The organism is Roseateles sp. So40a (genome assembly GCF_048081605.1).
GTDB lineage: Bacteria > Pseudomonadota > Gammaproteobacteria > Burkholderiales > Burkholderiaceae_C > Roseateles.
Map to the genome: position 1 here is coordinate 3,020,351 of NZ_CP182288.1, position 14,516 is coordinate 3,034,866.

The 14,516-nt window shown below is 70.4% G+C and carries 17 protein-coding genes and 2 pseudogenes; 5 read left to right on the plus strand and 14 right to left on the minus strand.

What is annotated here, in order from left to right; all coding sequences use genetic code 11:
- Window positions 1–173: 173 nt before the first annotated feature.
- From ACNI65_RS13690 to ACNI65_RS13700, 3 genes are read right to left on the minus strand one after another with little or no spacing between them, the layout of a single operon-like run.
- On the minus strand, window positions 174–818 hold the full coding sequence (locus ACNI65_RS13690; RefSeq protein WP_416757277.1) for a 2-hydroxychromene-2-carboxylate isomerase: 645 nt from the start codon (window positions 816–818) through the stop codon (window positions 174–176).
- Between the two features lie 2 nt (window positions 819–820).
- Complete coding sequence (locus ACNI65_RS13695) at window positions 821–1,087, minus strand: DUF1289 domain-containing protein (protein WP_416757279.1); 267 nt, start codon at window positions 1,085–1,087, stop codon at window positions 821–823.
- The gene (locus tag ACNI65_RS13700; protein ID WP_416757281.1) at window positions 1,084–1,620 is read right to left on the minus strand and encodes a YbaK/EbsC family protein; all 537 of its coding nucleotides are present in this window, start codon (window positions 1,618–1,620) and stop codon (window positions 1,084–1,086) included. Before ACNI65_RS13700 ends, ACNI65_RS13695 begins: the two co-directional genes overlap by 4 nt.
- A 124-nt stretch (window positions 1,621–1,744) precedes the next feature.
- Here ACNI65_RS13700 and ACNI65_RS13705 point away from each other — a divergent pair, with 124 nt between their 5' ends.
- Window positions 1,745–2,254 (plus strand): thioesterase family protein, encoded by a 510-nt coding sequence (locus ACNI65_RS13705; RefSeq protein ID WP_416757283.1) that lies wholly within the window; start codon window positions 1,745–1,747, stop codon window positions 2,252–2,254.
- 307 nt (window positions 2,255–2,561) lie between these two features.
- Here ACNI65_RS13705 and ACNI65_RS13710 read toward each other — a convergent pair whose 3' ends face one another.
- The 4 genes and pseudogenes from ACNI65_RS13710 to ACNI65_RS13725 all read right to left on the minus strand — a co-directional run.
- Window positions 2,562–3,266, minus strand: a complete 705-nt coding sequence (locus ACNI65_RS13710) for a helix-turn-helix transcriptional regulator (protein WP_416757285.1) — start codon at window positions 3,264–3,266, stop codon at window positions 2,562–2,564.
- On the minus strand, window positions 3,263–4,528 hold the full coding sequence (locus ACNI65_RS13715; protein WP_416757286.1) for an MFS transporter: 1,266 nt from the start codon (window positions 4,526–4,528) through the stop codon (window positions 3,263–3,265). Before ACNI65_RS13715 ends, ACNI65_RS13710 begins: the two co-directional genes overlap by 4 nt.
- Window positions 4,525–5,409: a questin oxidase family protein gene (locus tag ACNI65_RS13720; RefSeq protein WP_416763624.1), complete on the minus strand. Its 885-nt coding sequence runs from the start codon at window positions 5,407–5,409 to the stop codon at window positions 4,525–4,527. Before ACNI65_RS13720 ends, ACNI65_RS13715 begins: the two co-directional genes overlap by 4 nt.
- A gap of 45 nt (window positions 5,410–5,454) precedes the next feature.
- Window positions 5,455–5,859: pseudogene (locus ACNI65_RS13725) on the minus strand (VOC family protein); the annotation flags it as partial.
- A 159-nt stretch (window positions 5,860–6,018) separates the two neighbouring features.
- On the opposite strand from ACNI65_RS13725, the gene ACNI65_RS13730 reads away from it, so the two are divergent.
- Window positions 6,019–6,495 carry a protein-tyrosine phosphatase family protein gene (locus tag ACNI65_RS13730; RefSeq protein WP_416757287.1) on the plus strand — a complete coding sequence of 159 codons (477 nt, stop codon included), beginning with the start codon at window positions 6,019–6,021 and terminating at the stop codon, window positions 6,493–6,495.
- A 69-nt stretch (window positions 6,496–6,564) separates the two neighbouring features.
- Here the strand turns inward: ACNI65_RS13730 and ACNI65_RS13735 are convergent, their stop codons facing one another.
- Entirely contained in the window at window positions 6,565–7,725 is a 1,161-nt protein-coding gene (locus ACNI65_RS13735) for an AAA family ATPase (protein WP_416757289.1), read from the minus strand.
- Window positions 7,726–7,909: 184 nt separating this feature from the next.
- Between ACNI65_RS13735 and ACNI65_RS13740 the strand changes: the two genes are divergently transcribed.
- Both ACNI65_RS13740 and ACNI65_RS13745 read left to right on the plus strand, forming a co-directional pair.
- Entirely contained in the window at window positions 7,910–8,563 is a 654-nt protein-coding gene (locus tag ACNI65_RS13740) for a pseudouridine synthase (protein WP_416757290.1), read from the plus strand.
- A 40-nt stretch (window positions 8,564–8,603) separates the two neighbouring features.
- Complete coding sequence (locus tag ACNI65_RS13745; RefSeq protein WP_416757292.1) at window positions 8,604–9,407, plus strand: SDR family NAD(P)-dependent oxidoreductase; 804 nt, start codon at window positions 8,604–8,606, stop codon at window positions 9,405–9,407.
- A 67-nt stretch (window positions 9,408–9,474) separates the two neighbouring features.
- On the opposite strand, the gene ACNI65_RS13750 is transcribed toward ACNI65_RS13745, so the two are convergent.
- From ACNI65_RS13750 to rpsP, 6 genes are all read right to left on the minus strand, one after another.
- The gene (locus ACNI65_RS13750; protein ID WP_416757294.1) at window positions 9,475–10,464 is read right to left on the minus strand and encodes a CobD/CbiB family protein; all 990 of its coding nucleotides are present in this window, start codon (window positions 10,462–10,464) and stop codon (window positions 9,475–9,477) included.
- Window positions 10,465–10,533: 69 nt separating this feature from the next.
- Entirely contained in the window at window positions 10,534–11,373 is an 840-nt protein-coding gene (locus ACNI65_RS13755; RefSeq protein WP_416757295.1) for an NUDIX hydrolase, read from the minus strand.
- 133 nt (window positions 11,374–11,506) lie between these two features.
- A complete protein-coding gene (gene rplS / locus ACNI65_RS13760) occupies window positions 11,507–11,875 on the minus strand; it encodes a 50S ribosomal protein L19 (protein ID WP_091723501.1) in 369 nt (122 codons plus the stop codon).
- A gap of 104 nt (window positions 11,876–11,979) precedes the next feature.
- The gene (gene trmD / locus ACNI65_RS13765; RefSeq protein WP_416757297.1) at window positions 11,980–12,771 is read right to left on the minus strand and encodes a tRNA (guanosine(37)-N1)-methyltransferase TrmD; all 792 of its coding nucleotides are present in this window, start codon (window positions 12,769–12,771) and stop codon (window positions 11,980–11,982) included.
- 19 nt (window positions 12,772–12,790) lie between these two features.
- A complete protein-coding gene (rimM, locus tag ACNI65_RS13770; protein ID WP_416757298.1) occupies window positions 12,791–13,387 on the minus strand; it encodes a ribosome maturation factor RimM in 597 nt (198 codons plus the stop codon).
- A gap of 17 nt (window positions 13,388–13,404) precedes the next feature.
- Complete coding sequence (rpsP, locus tag ACNI65_RS13775; protein WP_416757300.1) at window positions 13,405–13,674, minus strand: 30S ribosomal protein S16; 270 nt, start codon at window positions 13,672–13,674, stop codon at window positions 13,405–13,407.
- Between the two features lie 269 nt (window positions 13,675–13,943).
- On the opposite strand from rpsP, the pseudogene ACNI65_RS13780 reads away from it, so the two are divergent.
- Window positions 13,944–14,486: pseudogene (locus ACNI65_RS13780) on the plus strand (GNAT family N-acetyltransferase); the annotation flags it as partial.
- Window positions 14,487–14,516: the final 30 nt, after the last annotated feature.

Sequence of the window (14,516 nt, forward strand, 5' to 3'; positions counted from 1 at the left end):
CCAGAGCCACCGACCGGTGGCCCTTGGAGCGGCACTATCCGAGCCGCCTCTGACCCGTTTCTGACGACTTGCTTTCCCGAGACTGACAACTCCGGGGGTTACCCTCGCTTCGGATTTCTCGATGCGGAATTTCGGCCCCTGTGCGCCGCAGCAGAGGGTATGTCCCTAGCGGCTCAACCGCCGCGTTTCACGCCGACGGGCCAGGTCGCCGCGTCGGTCCACGCCGGGCCGTCGAACCACGCGTCGCCGTCGAGATAGGCCGCGAGCATGTCCAGCGCGTCCAGGCCCCAGAAGAGCTTGTCGTCGACGGCCAGCGTCGGCACGCCGAAGACGCCGCGCGCGAAGGCCGCGTCGGTGGCGTCGCGCAGCGCGGCCTTCACCGCGTCGGTCGCGGGATCGCGCGCGGGCGCCAGCTCCGCCGTCAGCGCCGCGAGCCGCGCCGGATCAGCGGCGTCGAGTCCGCCGCGCCACACGTGACGCAGCACGCGCTCGACGGCGTATCGGCCCGGCGTCTGGCCGTCGGGCGCGGTGGCCCACAGCAGGCGCGACAGGCCCAGCGGATTGAACGGATGCGCGGCGGGCAGGTCCAGCGGCACGCCCAGCCGATGGCCGAGCCACAGCACCTGGCGATAGGTCCAGTCGCGCTTGCCGGGGATCTCGGCGGGACCCTTGTGATCGAGCGACTTCAGCAAGGCCCCGAACAGGATCGGCACGTAGCGCACGGCGACGCTGCGCCCGGCGAGCACCTCGGGCAGCCGCTCGAACGCCAGCGCCGCGTAGGGCGAGATCGGGTCGAAGTAGAAGTCGATCGAGCGCATGGTCAGGCCTTGGGAAGGGGTTCCGTCGCCAACGCGCCATGCGCGGCCAGCAACGCCCGCCGCTCAGGCAACAGGTTGAGCAGCCGGATGCGGTCGGCATCGTCGGACTTGCTCCAGCCGGCGATCTCGGGGATGGTGCGCGCGCAACCGCGGCACAGCGCGGTGGGCTCATGCATCTTGCAGATGTTGATGCAGGGCGAGGCCACGCGGCCTTCGGGCGTGCGCTTGACGTTGGCGGCGGTCAGCACCGTGTCGATGGACTCGCTCATGCCTGTGCCACCTCGATCACGGGCGCGCCGGTCAGCGCCACGAGTTCCTGCGGCGTCATCGGGAACACGCCGTTGGGATGCCCTGCCGCGGCCCACACGACGTCGAAGCGGAACAGCTCCTGGTCGATGAACAGCATCGGTGCCGTGACCGTGTCGGCGTAGGTCGGCTGAAAGCCGAGCGGCGACACGCCGCCGATCGAGAACCCGGTGCGCGCCTTCACGTAATCGGCGTCGGCACGGCCGAGCTTGCCGGTGTGGGCCTCGAGCTTGCGCTCGTCCACGCGCTTGTCGCCCGAGGCGATCACGAGCACGGCGGTGTCATCGGCCTTGCGGCGGAACACGACGCTCTTGGCGATCTGTCCGAGCGCGACGCCGAGCGCGTCGGCCGCTTCCTGCGAGCTGCGCGCGGAGACCTCGAGCCAGCGCGGCTCGTGCGCGTGCGCCAGCGCGCGCAGCGCGGCGCTCACGCGCAGGAAGCCGTCGGGACGGGCCGAGGCGGCCGCGGTGGAAGTCGATTCGCTCATGTCACTCATGGCGCGCATTGTGCCGAAGGCGCGCGGCGCGAGGCGGCGGCGGGGTCGGATGTCACCTGGGCGTCAGCGGCGCTAGGGGGAGCGCTCTCCTGCGGCGCATCGCGTTGCGTTAAGGTCCGCGACCATGACCGACGCCAAGACCGATGTGAGCACCGATGCGCCCACCGCCGTGAAGAGCCCCTTCGAGCCCGAGTTCACCTCGGCGCTGTGCGAGATCTTCGAGCAGCTGATCACCTTCAACCAGGTGCTGGGCCTGAAGGTGGACGAGCTGCAGCACGAGATCGTGCGGGCGCACATCCGCATGCGGCCGGACCTGGTGGGGCACTACGCCCACAACCGGCTGCACGGCGGCGTGATCAGCGCGACGCTGGACGCGATGGGTGGACTGGCGGTGATGGCGGCGACGGGTGCGCGGCATCTGGATGAACCGCCACAGCAGCGGCTGCAGCGTTTCGGCAAGCTGGGCACGATTGATCTGCGGGTGGACTACCTGCGTCCCGCGATCGGCGCGATCTTCCGCTGCGAGGCCGAGGTGATGCGCCTGGGCAGCCGCGTGGCCAATACGCGCATGTCGTTCACCGATGAGCAGGGCCGGCTGCTCGCCACGGGCGCGGCCGCGTACATCGTGTCTTGATGTCTTCCCCTCGCCCGCGAAGCGGGAGAGGGGTTGGGGTGAGGGCTCGGGTGAGGGCACCGTGCCCTTCGCAGAGCCCTCACCCCACCCTCTCCCGCTCCGCGGGCGAGGGAGTGCGCTGGTGTACTTCCACCGCCGCAGGCCCTCACCCCTGCCCTCTCCCGCAAGCGGGAGAGGGAGCATGCAGAGCACCATTCAGTCACCCTCTCCCGCAAGCGGGAGAGGGAGCATGCAGAGCGCCATTCGGTCGCCCTCGCCCGCTTGCGGGAGAGGGAGGGGTGAGGGCCAGAGGCGGTGGCAGTCCGCATCAATCAACCGCGGATGTCTCCCTGACCGCGCTGACCCGATACGCGCAACGCCTCGCCCCCGCGAGCAGATGCTCGGTCCGCTCGACGCGCAGCTCGGGCCCGAGGCAACGCTGGAACAGCACCAGTTCCGAGCGGCAGAAACCCTGGCAGCTCTGCGCTGCCGCGCAGATCGGGCAGTGGTCCTCGACCAGCAGCCAATCGCGCCCATCCCGCTCCGCGCGAGCCATGTAGCCCTCCTCGGCCCGCAGCCGCGCGAGCTCGCGCACCTTGTCCGCGGTCGATCGGCAACGCGCCAGCGCGGCGCGATACCGCTGCTCGCTGTCGCGCTCGCGCGCCGCGATCAGCTGATCCAGTCCCGACTCGCCGAAGAGCCCCTTCACCTGCTGGATCAACTGCACCGTGAGATCGCCATGCCGATCGGGGAATCGGCCATGCCCCGCCTCGGTCAGCGACCACAGCTTGCGCGGCCGACCCAGACGCGGCGCGCCCCCGTCGCCATCGGCATCGCCGCCGACGCCCCCAGCGTCCCGCGACGGCTCCCGGCCTTCGTCCCGCGCCCGCACCAGCCCCTGCTCCTCCAACCGAGCCAGCAGCTTGTGCGCGCCCATCGGCGTGATGACCAGCGCCGCGGCCAGCGCGGCCACCGGCTGCGGCCCGCGGCTCTTGAGCTCGAACAGCAGCCGTTCCTCGTTGGCCTGGCTCATGAATGGCGCCTCGCGAAGCGGATGAACCCGATCGCCGCGATCAGGCAGGTGACCCCGCCCAGCAGCATGATCCAGCGCGCCGACATCATCCCGAGCACGCCGCCGATCAACGCGATCAGCGTGTTGGAAAGACAGAAGACCGTCGTCAGCAGCCCCATCACCCGCCCCTGCCCGTGCGCGGCGAAACGCTCGGACATCCACGCCGGCATCAGCGCGTTGTAGAACGACAGCGGCACGCCCAGCAGCGGAATCAGCGCCAGCCCCAGCCACGACGGCGCCAGGCTCAGCGCCAGCAGCCCGATCGCCGCGACGACCGCGAAACGCGCCGCGCGATGCAGCGGCGTCGGCCCCGATCCGATGCGCGCGGCCACCACGCTCGCCGCCGTCATCGCCGCGCACTGCACCGCCGTCACCAGCGCGATGCCGCGGCTGTCCAGCCCGGCCTGCTGCAGCATCCACAGCGGCGCGAATTCATACAGCGCGTTCACGCCCAGCGTGTAGGCCAGCTGCAGCAGCGCCAGATGCCGCAGCACCGGATCCTGCGCGATCAGGCCGAGCGACTGCTGCTGGCGCATCGCCGCGAGCATGCCGCCCTGCGGCGCCGCGGCCGGCCGGTCATCGGGCAACCCCAGTCCCAGCAGCACCAGGCACGGCACCAGCACCGCCGCGGCGACCAGGAAAGGCACGGCCTCGCCCCACGGCAGCGTCAGCCCGCCCAGCAGCGGTCCGACGAGCCAGCCGATGTACAGGCTCGCGTTGAGCCAGGCGAAGCTGCGCGTGCGCTCCAGCTGCGGATGCCAGTCCGCCAGCAGGGCCCGCACGACCGCCACATTGCCTTCGGTCAGCCCGGTGGCGAAACGCGACAGCACGAACAGCGGATAGTCGCGCGAGGCCAGCGCGTAGGCGCTCAGCCCGTAACCCACCAGCGTCGCGGTGATGGTCACGCTGAGCACGCGACGCCGGCCGTAGCGGTCCGACATCGGCCCCACGACCAGGCTGCCCACCAGGATGCCGGCGGGGTTCACCGCCAGCGCCAGGCCCATCAGCAGCTCGGGGCGCAGGCCGAGGAAGTGCGTGAAGCCGTCGACCGGTCCGCCGACGAAGATCGGCGCCAGGATCGGATACGGCAGCGCGACACCCGCCGTGCTCATCAACGCAAGCGCGCAGACGGCCCAGAGCAGCAGGTGGGGATGGCGCAGCGGCGCGGGCGGCGCCGCGTCGGCGGGAGAAGGCGCAGCGGAGGACGACAACACGGCGCTCATTCTGCAGCCCCCTGGCGGCGCAGGCACAAGGCATAGCCCGGCCAGCCGCGATGGCGCCACTCCTCGCGCGCCGCGTCGGCGACCTTGATGCGGTGATCGTTCATCGAGGCCTGCAGCGACGGCAGCTCGCGCGTCCAGTCGTCCTCCGAAGCCGTGCCCGCATGCACCAGCGCCCAGGCCGGCGCCGGCTTCAGGTCCGACAGGTAGGCGCCCAGCCAGGCCCGCCAGACGGTGCGCAGCACGCGGGCCTCGTCGACCTCCACCCCACGTGACGCGGCCGCCGCCAGCAGCACGCGCAACGCATGCGTGCCGGTGACCAGGTGCAGCGCGGTGAACTGATGCCGCGACAGGTACACGGCCAGCGAGGCCTCGGCCAGCTCGTCCAGCGTCAGGCGCGGACGGGCGACGTACTCGTCGAAGCCGGGCAGCGCCGCCGCCTGCTGCATCCGCGCGGTGATCAGCGTTCCGGGCATCGCGGGCATCGTCATCGCCGGGTCGGCGCGCAGCGCGTCGATCACATCGCGCAGGCGCTCCCCGCCCTGCCCCGCCGCGGACGTCGCCGGCAGCGGCGAGGCGAACCGGCTCTTCAGACCGGTGGTCGCGCGCGAGGCCGCGGCCAGTTCGCCCTCATGACCGGACTGCAGCGCGTAGGCCAGCCGGATCGCGACGTGGAAGGCCTGCGCCTCGGGCACCGCGAGCACGCGCCGCAAGGCGCCCTCGATCCTGGGTGGCGAGCTGCCGTCATCGACTGCCGGCCGCGACAGCGGCGTCCAATGCGCGATGTGGCGTTGCAGCGCCTCGCGCGATCCGCCCAGGCGCGCCAGCGCGCCCAGCGCCATCGGCAGGTGGTTGAACAGCGGCATCGCCTCGGTGCCGTACATCGGGCCGAAGGCCACCGACTCGTCCAGCGCGTCATGCAGGCCCTCGGGCCACGGCGGGCCCTTGAGCTCCAGCGCGTTGCCGTCCGGATCGAAGAGATACAGCGACGGGCCGTCGCCCTCCGCGCCGTAACGCGAGCCGTAGGCATCGACGGTGACACCGCGCTCGGTCAGCCAGCGGCGCAGCGCGGGCTCGTCGAGCTCGGCCACGCGCAGGCAGAAGTGGTCCACGTTGCGGCCCTCGGCACCGGGCCCGGCGCCGCCGACGCGGCCGAGCTTGCCGTCCAGCGGCACCTGGTCGATGAGCTGCGCGCCCGCGCGCAGCTGCACGAGGCCGATCGCCTCTTGGTGGCGCTCCACCGTGCAACCGAGCAGGTCCACGTAGAAATGCAACGAGGCCGCCAGATCGCGCACGCGCAATACGAGGTGGTCGAGTCCCTGGATCCTGATCATGGCGAGCTCCTTGTTCTGGCTGGCGGCCCTGTCGGGCCAGTGGCAGCGTCGTGCCGTGGCGCCATGATCGCCGCGTTCGGCCATTTAATAAACTTCCAGTTGAATAACACGCCTGCACGCAGGGTGACGATCGGCACCCGGATTGCCGACAATCCGTCCATGGCCTTCCGTTCCATTTCCCTTCCTGACAGCGTGACGGGCCGACTGTGGTTGCAGTCGATGCCCGGACGCCGCGAGCCGTGGTCCGCGTTCCTCGACGAGGCGCGATCCAACCGCCTGGACCTGCTGGTCTGCCTGAACCCGCTGGACGAGGTCGCGGCCTTGTCGCCGGCGTATCACAAGGCGATCGCCGAGGGTCGCCTGCCCATGCGCTGGCTGCACGTCCCGATGCGCGACTACGGCCTGGCGACCGATGCCGCCGCGTTCCGCCAGGGGGTGGAGCAGGTGGCGAACGGGCTGCGACTGGGCGACCGCACGCTGTTGCACTGCGCGGCCGGCATGGGCCGCACGGGCACGATGGCGGCGTGCGTGCTCAAGCACCTGGGAATGCCGGCCGCCGACGCGCTGGCCGCGGTCACCGCCGCGGGATCGAATCCGCAATCGGCGCTGCAGTCGGGGTGGATCCACCAGTTCTGAGCGCGGGCCACCGAGTCGCGTCGTGCCCGGTCGTTCCCGGTCGCGTTCATTCGCGCCGGCTTGCGATCCTCAGCGCTCCGGCCAGCGCCAGGGCGGCGTCTCATCGAGCGGCAGGTCCGGCAGACGCGTCTCGCCGAACTCCTTGCGCAGCTCCCAGGAGCGGCAATCGGGCGCGTCCTCCAGCGCGCTGATCAGGCGGCGCGCATGCGAGACCACGATGACCTGGCTCTGGGCGCTCGCCGTCGCGATCAGCCGGCCCAGCGCGGGCAGCAGGTCGGGATGCAGGCTGTTCTCGGGCTCGTTGAGCGCCATCAACTCGGGCGGGCGCGGGCTCAGCAACGCCGCCAGCAGCATCAGGTAGCGCAGCGTGCCATCGCTGAGCTCGGCCGCATCGAGCGGCCGCAGCAGCCCCGGCTGGCGCATCGCGAGCCGGAAACCGGCGTCATCGCGGCTCACGGTCACCGACGCGCCGGGGAAGGCGTCCTGCAGGCAGCGATCCAGCAACTCCCCGTTGCCGATGGCCACGATCGTCTGCCAGGCGGCCGCCAGGTCCGCGCCGTCCCCGGCCAGCACCGGCGTGAAGCTGCCCACGCGCACGCGCCGCGCCGGCGCCTCGGCGTCGGTCCGCAGGCTGTCGTAGAAGCGCCAGCCGCGCAGCCGTTCGCGCATCGTGATCATCTCCGGCGCCTGCGAGGGGTCGGCGTGCTGCGACAACATGCTGTCGAACGCCGCCAGCGGCGTGTTGACCGCCGCCCAGCCGCGGCCGTCGCGCACCTGCAGCGACGGGTTGCGCCGTTCCACCAGCGCCGACGCCGGCCGGTACGACGCGCCGGCCCACAAGGCCTCGCGCTTGATCTGCGGGTCGTCCTCGAACAACTCGGGCGCATCCTGCGGCAGCCCGAGCTCGATCGAGTAACCGAAATCGTCCCCGCCGATGCCCAGGCGCAGCGACACCGGTCCGTCGCGCACCGTGCCCTGGATCGGCTGCTCGCCGGCCCGCATCGCGCGGCTGATGACCTCGGGGCCCGCCCATCGCGTCGAGGCGAAGCCGCCCTCGTTGGCCAGCGCGGGCAGCACGCGGTTCTGCGCCGCGTCGGCCAGCAGCCGAAGCGCGCGGTACAGGCTCGACTTGCCGCTGCCGTTGGGGCCGGTGATCAGCGTCAGCGGATCCAGCGGCAAGCGCAGATCACGCAACGAGCGATACCCGGCGACGCTGAGCACGCGCAACATGCCGGTGCCTCAGCCGCGCGGCGCCGACGGGCGCCGTGTGTCGATCCGAGGATCGGGGAAGAAACGGATCTGGTGGTGTGCTGTCATCGCGCAGCCTGCTCCCTGAATGGCGGCCGATGATACGAGGACGCCGCGACAATCCGCCGGTCCCACTCGCCCCTCGCGCGATCCGCCCCTCACCCGCATGCCTGCCTCCGCCTTCGCCCACCTGAACCAGCGCGTGATGCACGCTGACGCGCATCGCGTCGTCGTCGACAAGCCCTCGGGCCTGCTGTCGGTGCCGGGCCGGGGCGAGGACAAGCAGGACTGCGCCTGGGCCCGCGTCGCCGCCGAGTTCCCCGATGCGCTGATCGTCCACCGGCTGGACCAGTCGACCTCGGGGCTGATCGTCTTCGCGCGCGGCGAGGCCATGCAGCGCGCGCTCAGCGGGGCCTTCGCCGCCCGTCTCGTCGACAAGCGCTACGAGGCCGTCGTCGCCGGCGTCATCGAGCGCGACACGATGGACATCGACCTGCCGCTGATCGTCGACTGGCCCAACCGCCCGCGGCAGATGATCGACCACGAGCGCGGCAAGCCCAGCCTCACTCGCGTCCGGGTGCTCAGCCGCAATGTCGACGCGGGCACCACGCGCGTCGAGCTGGAGCCCGTCACCGGCCGCTCGCACCAGCTGCGCGTACACCTGCTCGCCGCCGGCCATCCCATCCTCGGCGACGCGCTCTACGCGCCGCCCGAGGTCCTCCGTCTCGCGCCCCGGCTGCTGCTGCACGCGCGCGACCTGAGCCTGCCGGCGGTGCTCGACGCGCCGTCGCTCACCCTGCACGAACCGGCGCCCTTCTGAGCCCCGGCCGCGCCCCCTTTTCTTCATCAGGAGCCTTGTGATGACCTCCACCCCGACCAACCCGACCTCGCCGGCCACCGGCCCCCACCTCACCGTCATCACCGGCAGCTCGCGCGGCCTGGGCGAGGCGCTGGCGCGCCAGGCGCTCGAGGCCGGTCATCTCGTGGTCGGCATCGCCCGCGGCCGCAGCGACGCGCTGGAACGCTTCGCCCACGAACGCGGCCTGCCGCTGCAGCAGTGGCAGGCGGATCTGTCCTCGCCGTTGACGGTCGCGCAGCATTTGGGCGACTGGCTGCGCACGCAGCCAAGTGATTGGCGCTCCGCGACGTTGATCAACAACGCCGGCGTCGTCACGACGCCGGGACCGATCGACGGCGAGTCGCTGCAGGCGTTGTCCAGCGCGCTGCGTGTCGGCCTGGAGGCCACGGTGCTGCTGAGCGCCGCCTTCCTCGACGCGACGCGCGACTGGCCCGCCACGCGCAAGGTGCTCAACATCTCGTCGGGCCTCGGACGCCGCGCGATGGCCGGCAGCGCGCTCTATTGCGCGGCCAAGGCGGGCATGGACAACCTCAGCCGCGCGATGGCGCTCGACGAGGAGCACAAGGCCGCGCGCGGCCTGAACGCGGCGCGTGTCGTGTCGCTGGCCCCCGGCATCATCGACACCGACATGCAGGCCCAGTTGCGCGGCGGCGATGCCGCGCAGTTCCCGGATCGCGACGTCTTTGCCGCGTTCAAGGCCGAGGGTCAGCTGGTCAGCGCCGACAACACCGCGTCGCGCGTGCTCAAGTACCTCGCGCGCGCCGACTTCGGTCAGCAGGTCCTGGCCGACGTGCGGGACGCTTGAAGCCCCTGTACCAAGCAAAAGGCCGCCCGAGGGCGGCCTTGTCGCATCGCGCGGCACGCGCGCCCCGTCAGCCGACCAGGTTCGCGAAGGTCAGCAGCGCCAGCAGCAGCATCCACAGCACGACCGAGCGCCAGACCAGGCCGACGACGCTCTGCAGGTGGCCCAGCTGCGGCGGCACGCCGCCTGTGGAGCCTTCGGCGCGGGTGGCGTCGATGTCGCCGCCGGACTCGAAGGTCTTGCTGCGGTCCGGCGTCACGCCCGGCGCGGCGCTGCCGCCCAGCTGCACGCCCACCGCGCCCGCGGCGGAGGCGAGGATCACGCCCTCGTTGTTGTGGGCCCAGAGCGTCGCGTCACGGCGCCAGGCGCTCACAGCTTCCTCGAAGTTGCCCACGATCGCGAAGCCCGCGGCGGTCAGACGCGCCGGGATGTGGTCGATCAGGCCGAACAGCCGGCGCGAGAGCTCCATCAGGCGCTCGTTGGTCGGCGCGTCCAGCGTGCGGCTCTTGAAGGCCCAGTAGCGGCCGGCGAACTCCGCCATCCGGTACAGCACCGCGCCCGCCGGGCCCAGGCCGAGCGTGGACAGCAGCACGAACCAGAAGAACACGCCGAAGACATGGCGATGCGCGGCCAGCAGCGAATGCTCCAGCACGTGGCGCAGCAGCTCGGTGCGGGGCAGCTCGCTGGCGTCCAGGTGGCGCCATTCGGCCAGCAGGCGTCGGGCCTCGAGCTCGTCACCGCGCTCCAGCGCGTCACGGATGTCGGTGAAGTAATGGCTGAACTGGCGGAAGCCCAGCGTCAGGTAGAGCACCAGCACGTCCAGCGCCAGCGACAGCAGCAGGCTGTAAGGCCGCACGAGCGCGTAGATCGCGCCCACCAGCAGCGCCGGACCGACGACGGTGATCGTCCACACGACCGCCGCATGGTGCGACCGGCCGGCGTCGAAGTTGCGCCCGGTCCAGCGCACCCAGGCGATCATGCCTTGGTGGACCGGATTGCCGTGCGGCAGGGGCTTGAGTTGCTCGCACACCAGCGCCAGCAAGACCGCGAAGAAGTTCATGGCCCGGGATGATAGCGGCCCGCCACACCCTCGGCGGGGGGATTGCCTCGCCCCCGCCGCATCGAGGTGTCAGACCTGCAGGAAGCGGTAGAGATTGCGCAACATCGCGGCGGTCGCGCCCCAGATGAAGAACTCCTTCGACTCCGACGCCATCAGGCCCACTGCGGGGTCCGCGTTGGACATCGCAAGACCTGGCCCCGTCCACGGCATCGACAGGAACTGGCGCCGGCCCATCAGCGGTCCCGCGGCGTCCGACGCATTCGACGCATCCGGCCCGACCGGCAGCTCGTACTCGAACAGATGCCGCTGGTGATGCGCGGGGTCCATCAGGAACGCGAGCGGCACCTCGAAGGCCTCGGCCACCTCGAACGCGTCCAGGCGCAGCGAGAAGCCCGGACGGATCAACGCGACCACCGGCGTGACCTCGTAGGCCGTCACCGTGCGGTAGACCGGCAGTTGGCCGATCAGGTCGACGAAGCGTTCATCCAGGCCGATTTCCTCTTCGGCCTCGCGCAGCGCGGTGCGCTCGGGCGACCCGTCCTCGGGCTCGGCGCGCCCGCCGGGAAAACTGACCTGCCCGGCGTGATCGCGCAGATGCGCCGTGCGCTGCGTCAGGAGCACGTGCAGGCCGCTGGGGCGCTCGACCAGCGGCACCAGCACGGCGGCCTGCGTCGTGTTGCGGCCAGGAAAGACGCCGCCATCGCCGGGGATCTCCGGGTCGATCGCGTTCGCGGGCGGATTCAGGAAACGCTCACGCAACCACGCGGCCGTCAGGCGATCCAGCGGCACGGCCGGCAGGTGCGCATCGGTCCCGGCGACAGGCACCACGCGAGGGTCCTTGATGGGCGGTCGGGTGGCGGGAGGACTCGTGGGAGAACTGGCGTGAGAGCTGGCGGGAGGCGTCGTCATGCGTCGAGGTCCGTCCGGTGAGCCGGACTTGTTCGTGGGCGCCCGGAGGCGAGGTCCCGATTGGACGCCAGAAACGACAAAGCCGCTCCGGGCAGGGCCTTGGAGCGGCTTTGAGGGGGCGAACGCCGAAGGATTATTCGGCTGCCTTGAAGGACAGCTTTTCCTTGATGCGCGCCGACTTGCCCGAACGCTCACGCAGGTAGTACAGCTTGGCGCGACGGACATCGCCGCGGCGCTTCACTTCGATCGAGGCGATCAGCGGGCTGTACAGCTGGAACGTACGCTCCACGCCTTCGCCGCTCGAGATCTTGCGGACGATGAAGTTGGAGTTCAGACCGCGGTTGCGGCGGGCGATGACCACGCCTTCGTAGGCCTGCACGCGCTTGCGGGTGCCTTCGACGACGTTCACGTTCACGATCACCGTGTCGCCGGGGGCGAACGCGGGGATGGTCTTGTTCAGGCGAGCAATTTCTTCTTGCTCGAGGGTCTGGATCAGATTCACGAGGATCTCCTGGTGATCATGCCGGCGCGAATCAGGATGATGCCCGGTAGAGGATCGGAAAAACCCGCGATTATAGACGTGGTTGGTCGATCGTCAAACTGCGCTCAGGTCTTGCGCGGTTTCGCGGGCGTCGCGCCCGTGAGGGAAGCGAGGAATTTCTCGTCCTTCTTGTCGAGCCGGCCATCGCGCCGCGCGGCCTCGATCAGCTCCGGCCGGCGCTGGAGCGTCAGCGCCAACGACTGCTCCCGGCGCCAGCGCGCGATCTCCGCGTGATGGCCCGACAGCAGCACCGGCGGCACCGGCAGCGGACCCTCGGCGGTCTCGAGCACCTCGGGGCGGCTGAAATGCGGGCAGTCCAGCAGCCCGTCGGAGAAGCTGTCCTGCTGGTGCGAGGCCGCGTCGTTGAGCACGCCCTCCTGCAGCCGCGCGATCGCATCGAGCATCGCGATCGCCGGCAGCTCGCCGCCCGACAACACGAAGTCGCCCAGGCTGATCTCCAGCGTCACATGGCGGTCCAGCACGCGCTGGTCGATGCCCTCGTAGCGGCCGCACAGCAGGATGGCACCCTCGCCCGTGGCGAGTTCCCCCGCCAGGGCCTGGTCGAGCTTGCGCCCGGTCGGGCTGAAATGGATGACGGCGGGCGCGCCGGGGTGCGTCGTCGCGCGGTCGGCCTTGACGGCAGCCAGCGCGCGCTCCAGCGGCGCGGCCAGCATCACCATGCCCGGACCGCCGCCGAACGGGCGGTCATCGACACGGCGGTAGTTGTCGTCGGCGTGATCGCGCAACTGCCACAGCCGCACGTCGACCTGCTTGCTCTCGTAGGCGCGACGCGTCACGCCGACCCGCAGGAAGGGGTCGAAGAGCTCAGGGAACAGGGTGAGAACGTCGAAGCGCATGGGCCGCGGAGCCCCGGCTTCAGTAGTCGAGATCCCAGTCGACCGGGATGACGCGGGCCGCCTTGTCGACATCGCCGACATAGGCGTTCACGAACGGGATCAGAATCTCTTCGTCGGGCTTGACCGGCGCGGTCTTGCCCGCGGGCAGGATGCGCAGCACGCAGTGCGGACCGGTGTCGATCAGGTCGATCACCTCGCCCAGCGTCGAGCCGTCCTTGTTGACGACGGACATGCCGATCAGGTCGACCCAGTAGAACTCGCCATCGTCCGTCTCGGGGAAGAGGCTGCGCGAGACGAAGATGCGGGCGCCCTTGAGCGCCTCGGCGCCATTGCGGTCGGCGACGCCTTCCACTTGGGCGACGATGCCATCCGCGTGATCACGGACGGAAAGAATCTTGAGCACGGGCGGCACGACATGCGGCTTGCCCGGCAGCGCCTTCTCGCTCGGTTTCATGAACCAGCGGCGAGAGGCGAAGAGCGCCTGGGCATCGGCGGAGTGGCTGAGGATCTTCAGCCAGCCCTTGATGCCCCAGGCGTCCAGCACGCGCCCGACTTCGATGGCGTCCTCCGGGAAGGCCGGAGATTGCGCGATCAGATCGTCAGGCGCCTGCTTCATCTGCTGCGATCCGTGGATTAGGCAGCAGAGGCGGCCGGAGCGGCAGCCTTCTTGGACACGTCCACCAGGCGGGCAACCGCCGGCGACAGCTGGGCGCCAACGCCCACCCAGTACGACACGCGGTCTTGCGAGACGCGCAGGCCTTCGGCATTGCCCGAGGCGACCGGGTTGTAGAAACCGAGGCGCTCGATGAAGCGGCCGTCACGACGGTTGCGGCTGTCGGTCACGACGATGTTGTAGAACGGACGCTTCTTGGAGCCACCGCGGGAGAGTCGAATCACGACCATGATCTATCCTTCAGTCTTTTGGCGTTCCACCGCTCCAGGGACACACAGGGGCAAGCAGATCATTGAATCGACCATTCCAGTCGGGGAGCGCGTGTGTCGCGCGTGAATCCCCACGAAAGGTCGGAAGCGGCGCCGTAGATACGCCCTCGGTCCGTCCATCGCCCGTCGCTCCGGATCAGGGAGCTTCGAGGCATGACAGCCACACCCAAGGGCCAGCGCCAAAACCGGGCATTATAAACTCGCTCCTGACGCTTTGTCTTCCTCCCCCAATGACGACGACCACCAGCAGTACTTCCCCGCTCCTGATCCGCCCCAGTCTGGAAGGCGACATCACCGCGATCCAGCAGATCTACGAACACGCGGTGCTGCATGGCACCGGGACATTCGAGACGGACGTCCCCGACCGCGCCGAGATGGGCCGCCGCCGCACCGAGGTGCTCAGCCGAAGCCTCCCCTACCTGGTCGCCGAGCGCGACGGGCAGGTGCTGGGCTTCGCCTATGCCAACTATTTCCGCCCCCGGCTGGCCTACCGCTACTTCGTCGAGGACTCGATCTACCTCGCCCCGACCGCTCAAGGCCAGGGCGTGGGCCGGCTGCTGCTGGCCGAGCTGATCGCGCGCTGCGAGGCCGCGGGCGCGCGCCAGATGATCGCGGTGATCGGCGATTCGCAGAATCTCGGCTCCATCGGCGTGCATCGCAGCCACGGCTTCGAGGACGTCGGCGTGATGAAGTCCGCAGGCTGGAAGTTCGGCAAATGGCTGGACGTGGTGCTGATGCAACGCCAACTGGGCCAGGGCGACACCAGTTCACCCACCGGCACCGCGGCAGCCAGCACCGTCGCG

What these genes read in the sequence shown, in the direction of transcription:
- ACNI65_RS13690 (WP_416757277.1), bottom strand. Translation starts at nt 818, where the DNA reads ATGCGCTCGATCGACTTCTACTTCGACCCGATCTCGCCCTACGCGGCG.
- ACNI65_RS13695 (WP_416757279.1), bottom strand. Translation starts at nt 1,087, where the DNA reads ATGAGCGAGTCCATCGACACGGTGCTGACCGCCGCCAACGTCAAGCGC.
- ACNI65_RS13700 (WP_416757281.1), bottom strand. Translation starts at nt 1,620, where the DNA reads ATGAGTGACATGAGCGAATCGACTTCCACCGCGGCCGCCTCGGCCCGT.
- ACNI65_RS13705 (WP_416757283.1), top strand. Translation starts at nt 1,745, where the DNA reads ATGACCGACGCCAAGACCGATGTGAGCACCGATGCGCCCACCGCCGTG.
- ACNI65_RS13710 (WP_416757285.1), bottom strand. Translation starts at nt 3,266, where the DNA reads ATGAGCCAGGCCAACGAGGAACGGCTGCTGTTCGAGCTCAAGAGCCGC.
- ACNI65_RS13715 (WP_416757286.1), bottom strand. Translation starts at nt 4,528, where the DNA reads ATGAGCGCCGTGTTGTCGTCCTCCGCTGCGCCTTCTCCCGCCGACGCG.
- ACNI65_RS13720 (WP_416763624.1), bottom strand. Translation starts at nt 5,409, where the DNA reads ATGTACGGCACCGAGGCGATGCCGCTGTTCAACCACCTGCCGATGGCG.
- ACNI65_RS13730 (WP_416757287.1), top strand. Translation starts at nt 6,019, where the DNA reads ATGGCCTTCCGTTCCATTTCCCTTCCTGACAGCGTGACGGGCCGACTG.
- ACNI65_RS13735 (WP_416757289.1), bottom strand. Translation starts at nt 7,725, where the DNA reads ATGTTGCGCGTGCTCAGCGTCGCCGGGTATCGCTCGTTGCGTGATCTG.
- ACNI65_RS13740 (WP_416757290.1), top strand. Translation starts at nt 7,910, where the DNA reads ATGCCTGCCTCCGCCTTCGCCCACCTGAACCAGCGCGTGATGCACGCT.
- ACNI65_RS13745 (WP_416757292.1), top strand. Translation starts at nt 8,604, where the DNA reads ATGACCTCCACCCCGACCAACCCGACCTCGCCGGCCACCGGCCCCCAC.
- ACNI65_RS13750 (WP_416757294.1), bottom strand. Translation starts at nt 10,464, where the DNA reads ATGAACTTCTTCGCGGTCTTGCTGGCGCTGGTGTGCGAGCAACTCAAG.
- ACNI65_RS13755 (WP_416757295.1), bottom strand. Translation starts at nt 11,373, where the DNA reads ATGACGACGCCTCCCGCCAGCTCTCACGCCAGTTCTCCCACGAGTCCT.
- trmD (WP_416757297.1), bottom strand. Translation starts at nt 12,771, where the DNA reads ATGCGCTTCGACGTTCTCACCCTGTTCCCTGAGCTCTTCGACCCCTTC.
- rimM (WP_416757298.1), bottom strand. Translation starts at nt 13,387, where the DNA reads ATGAAGCAGGCGCCTGACGATCTGATCGCGCAATCTCCGGCCTTCCCG.
- rpsP (WP_416757300.1), bottom strand. Translation starts at nt 13,674, where the DNA reads ATGGTCGTGATTCGACTCTCCCGCGGTGGCTCCAAGAAGCGTCCGTTC.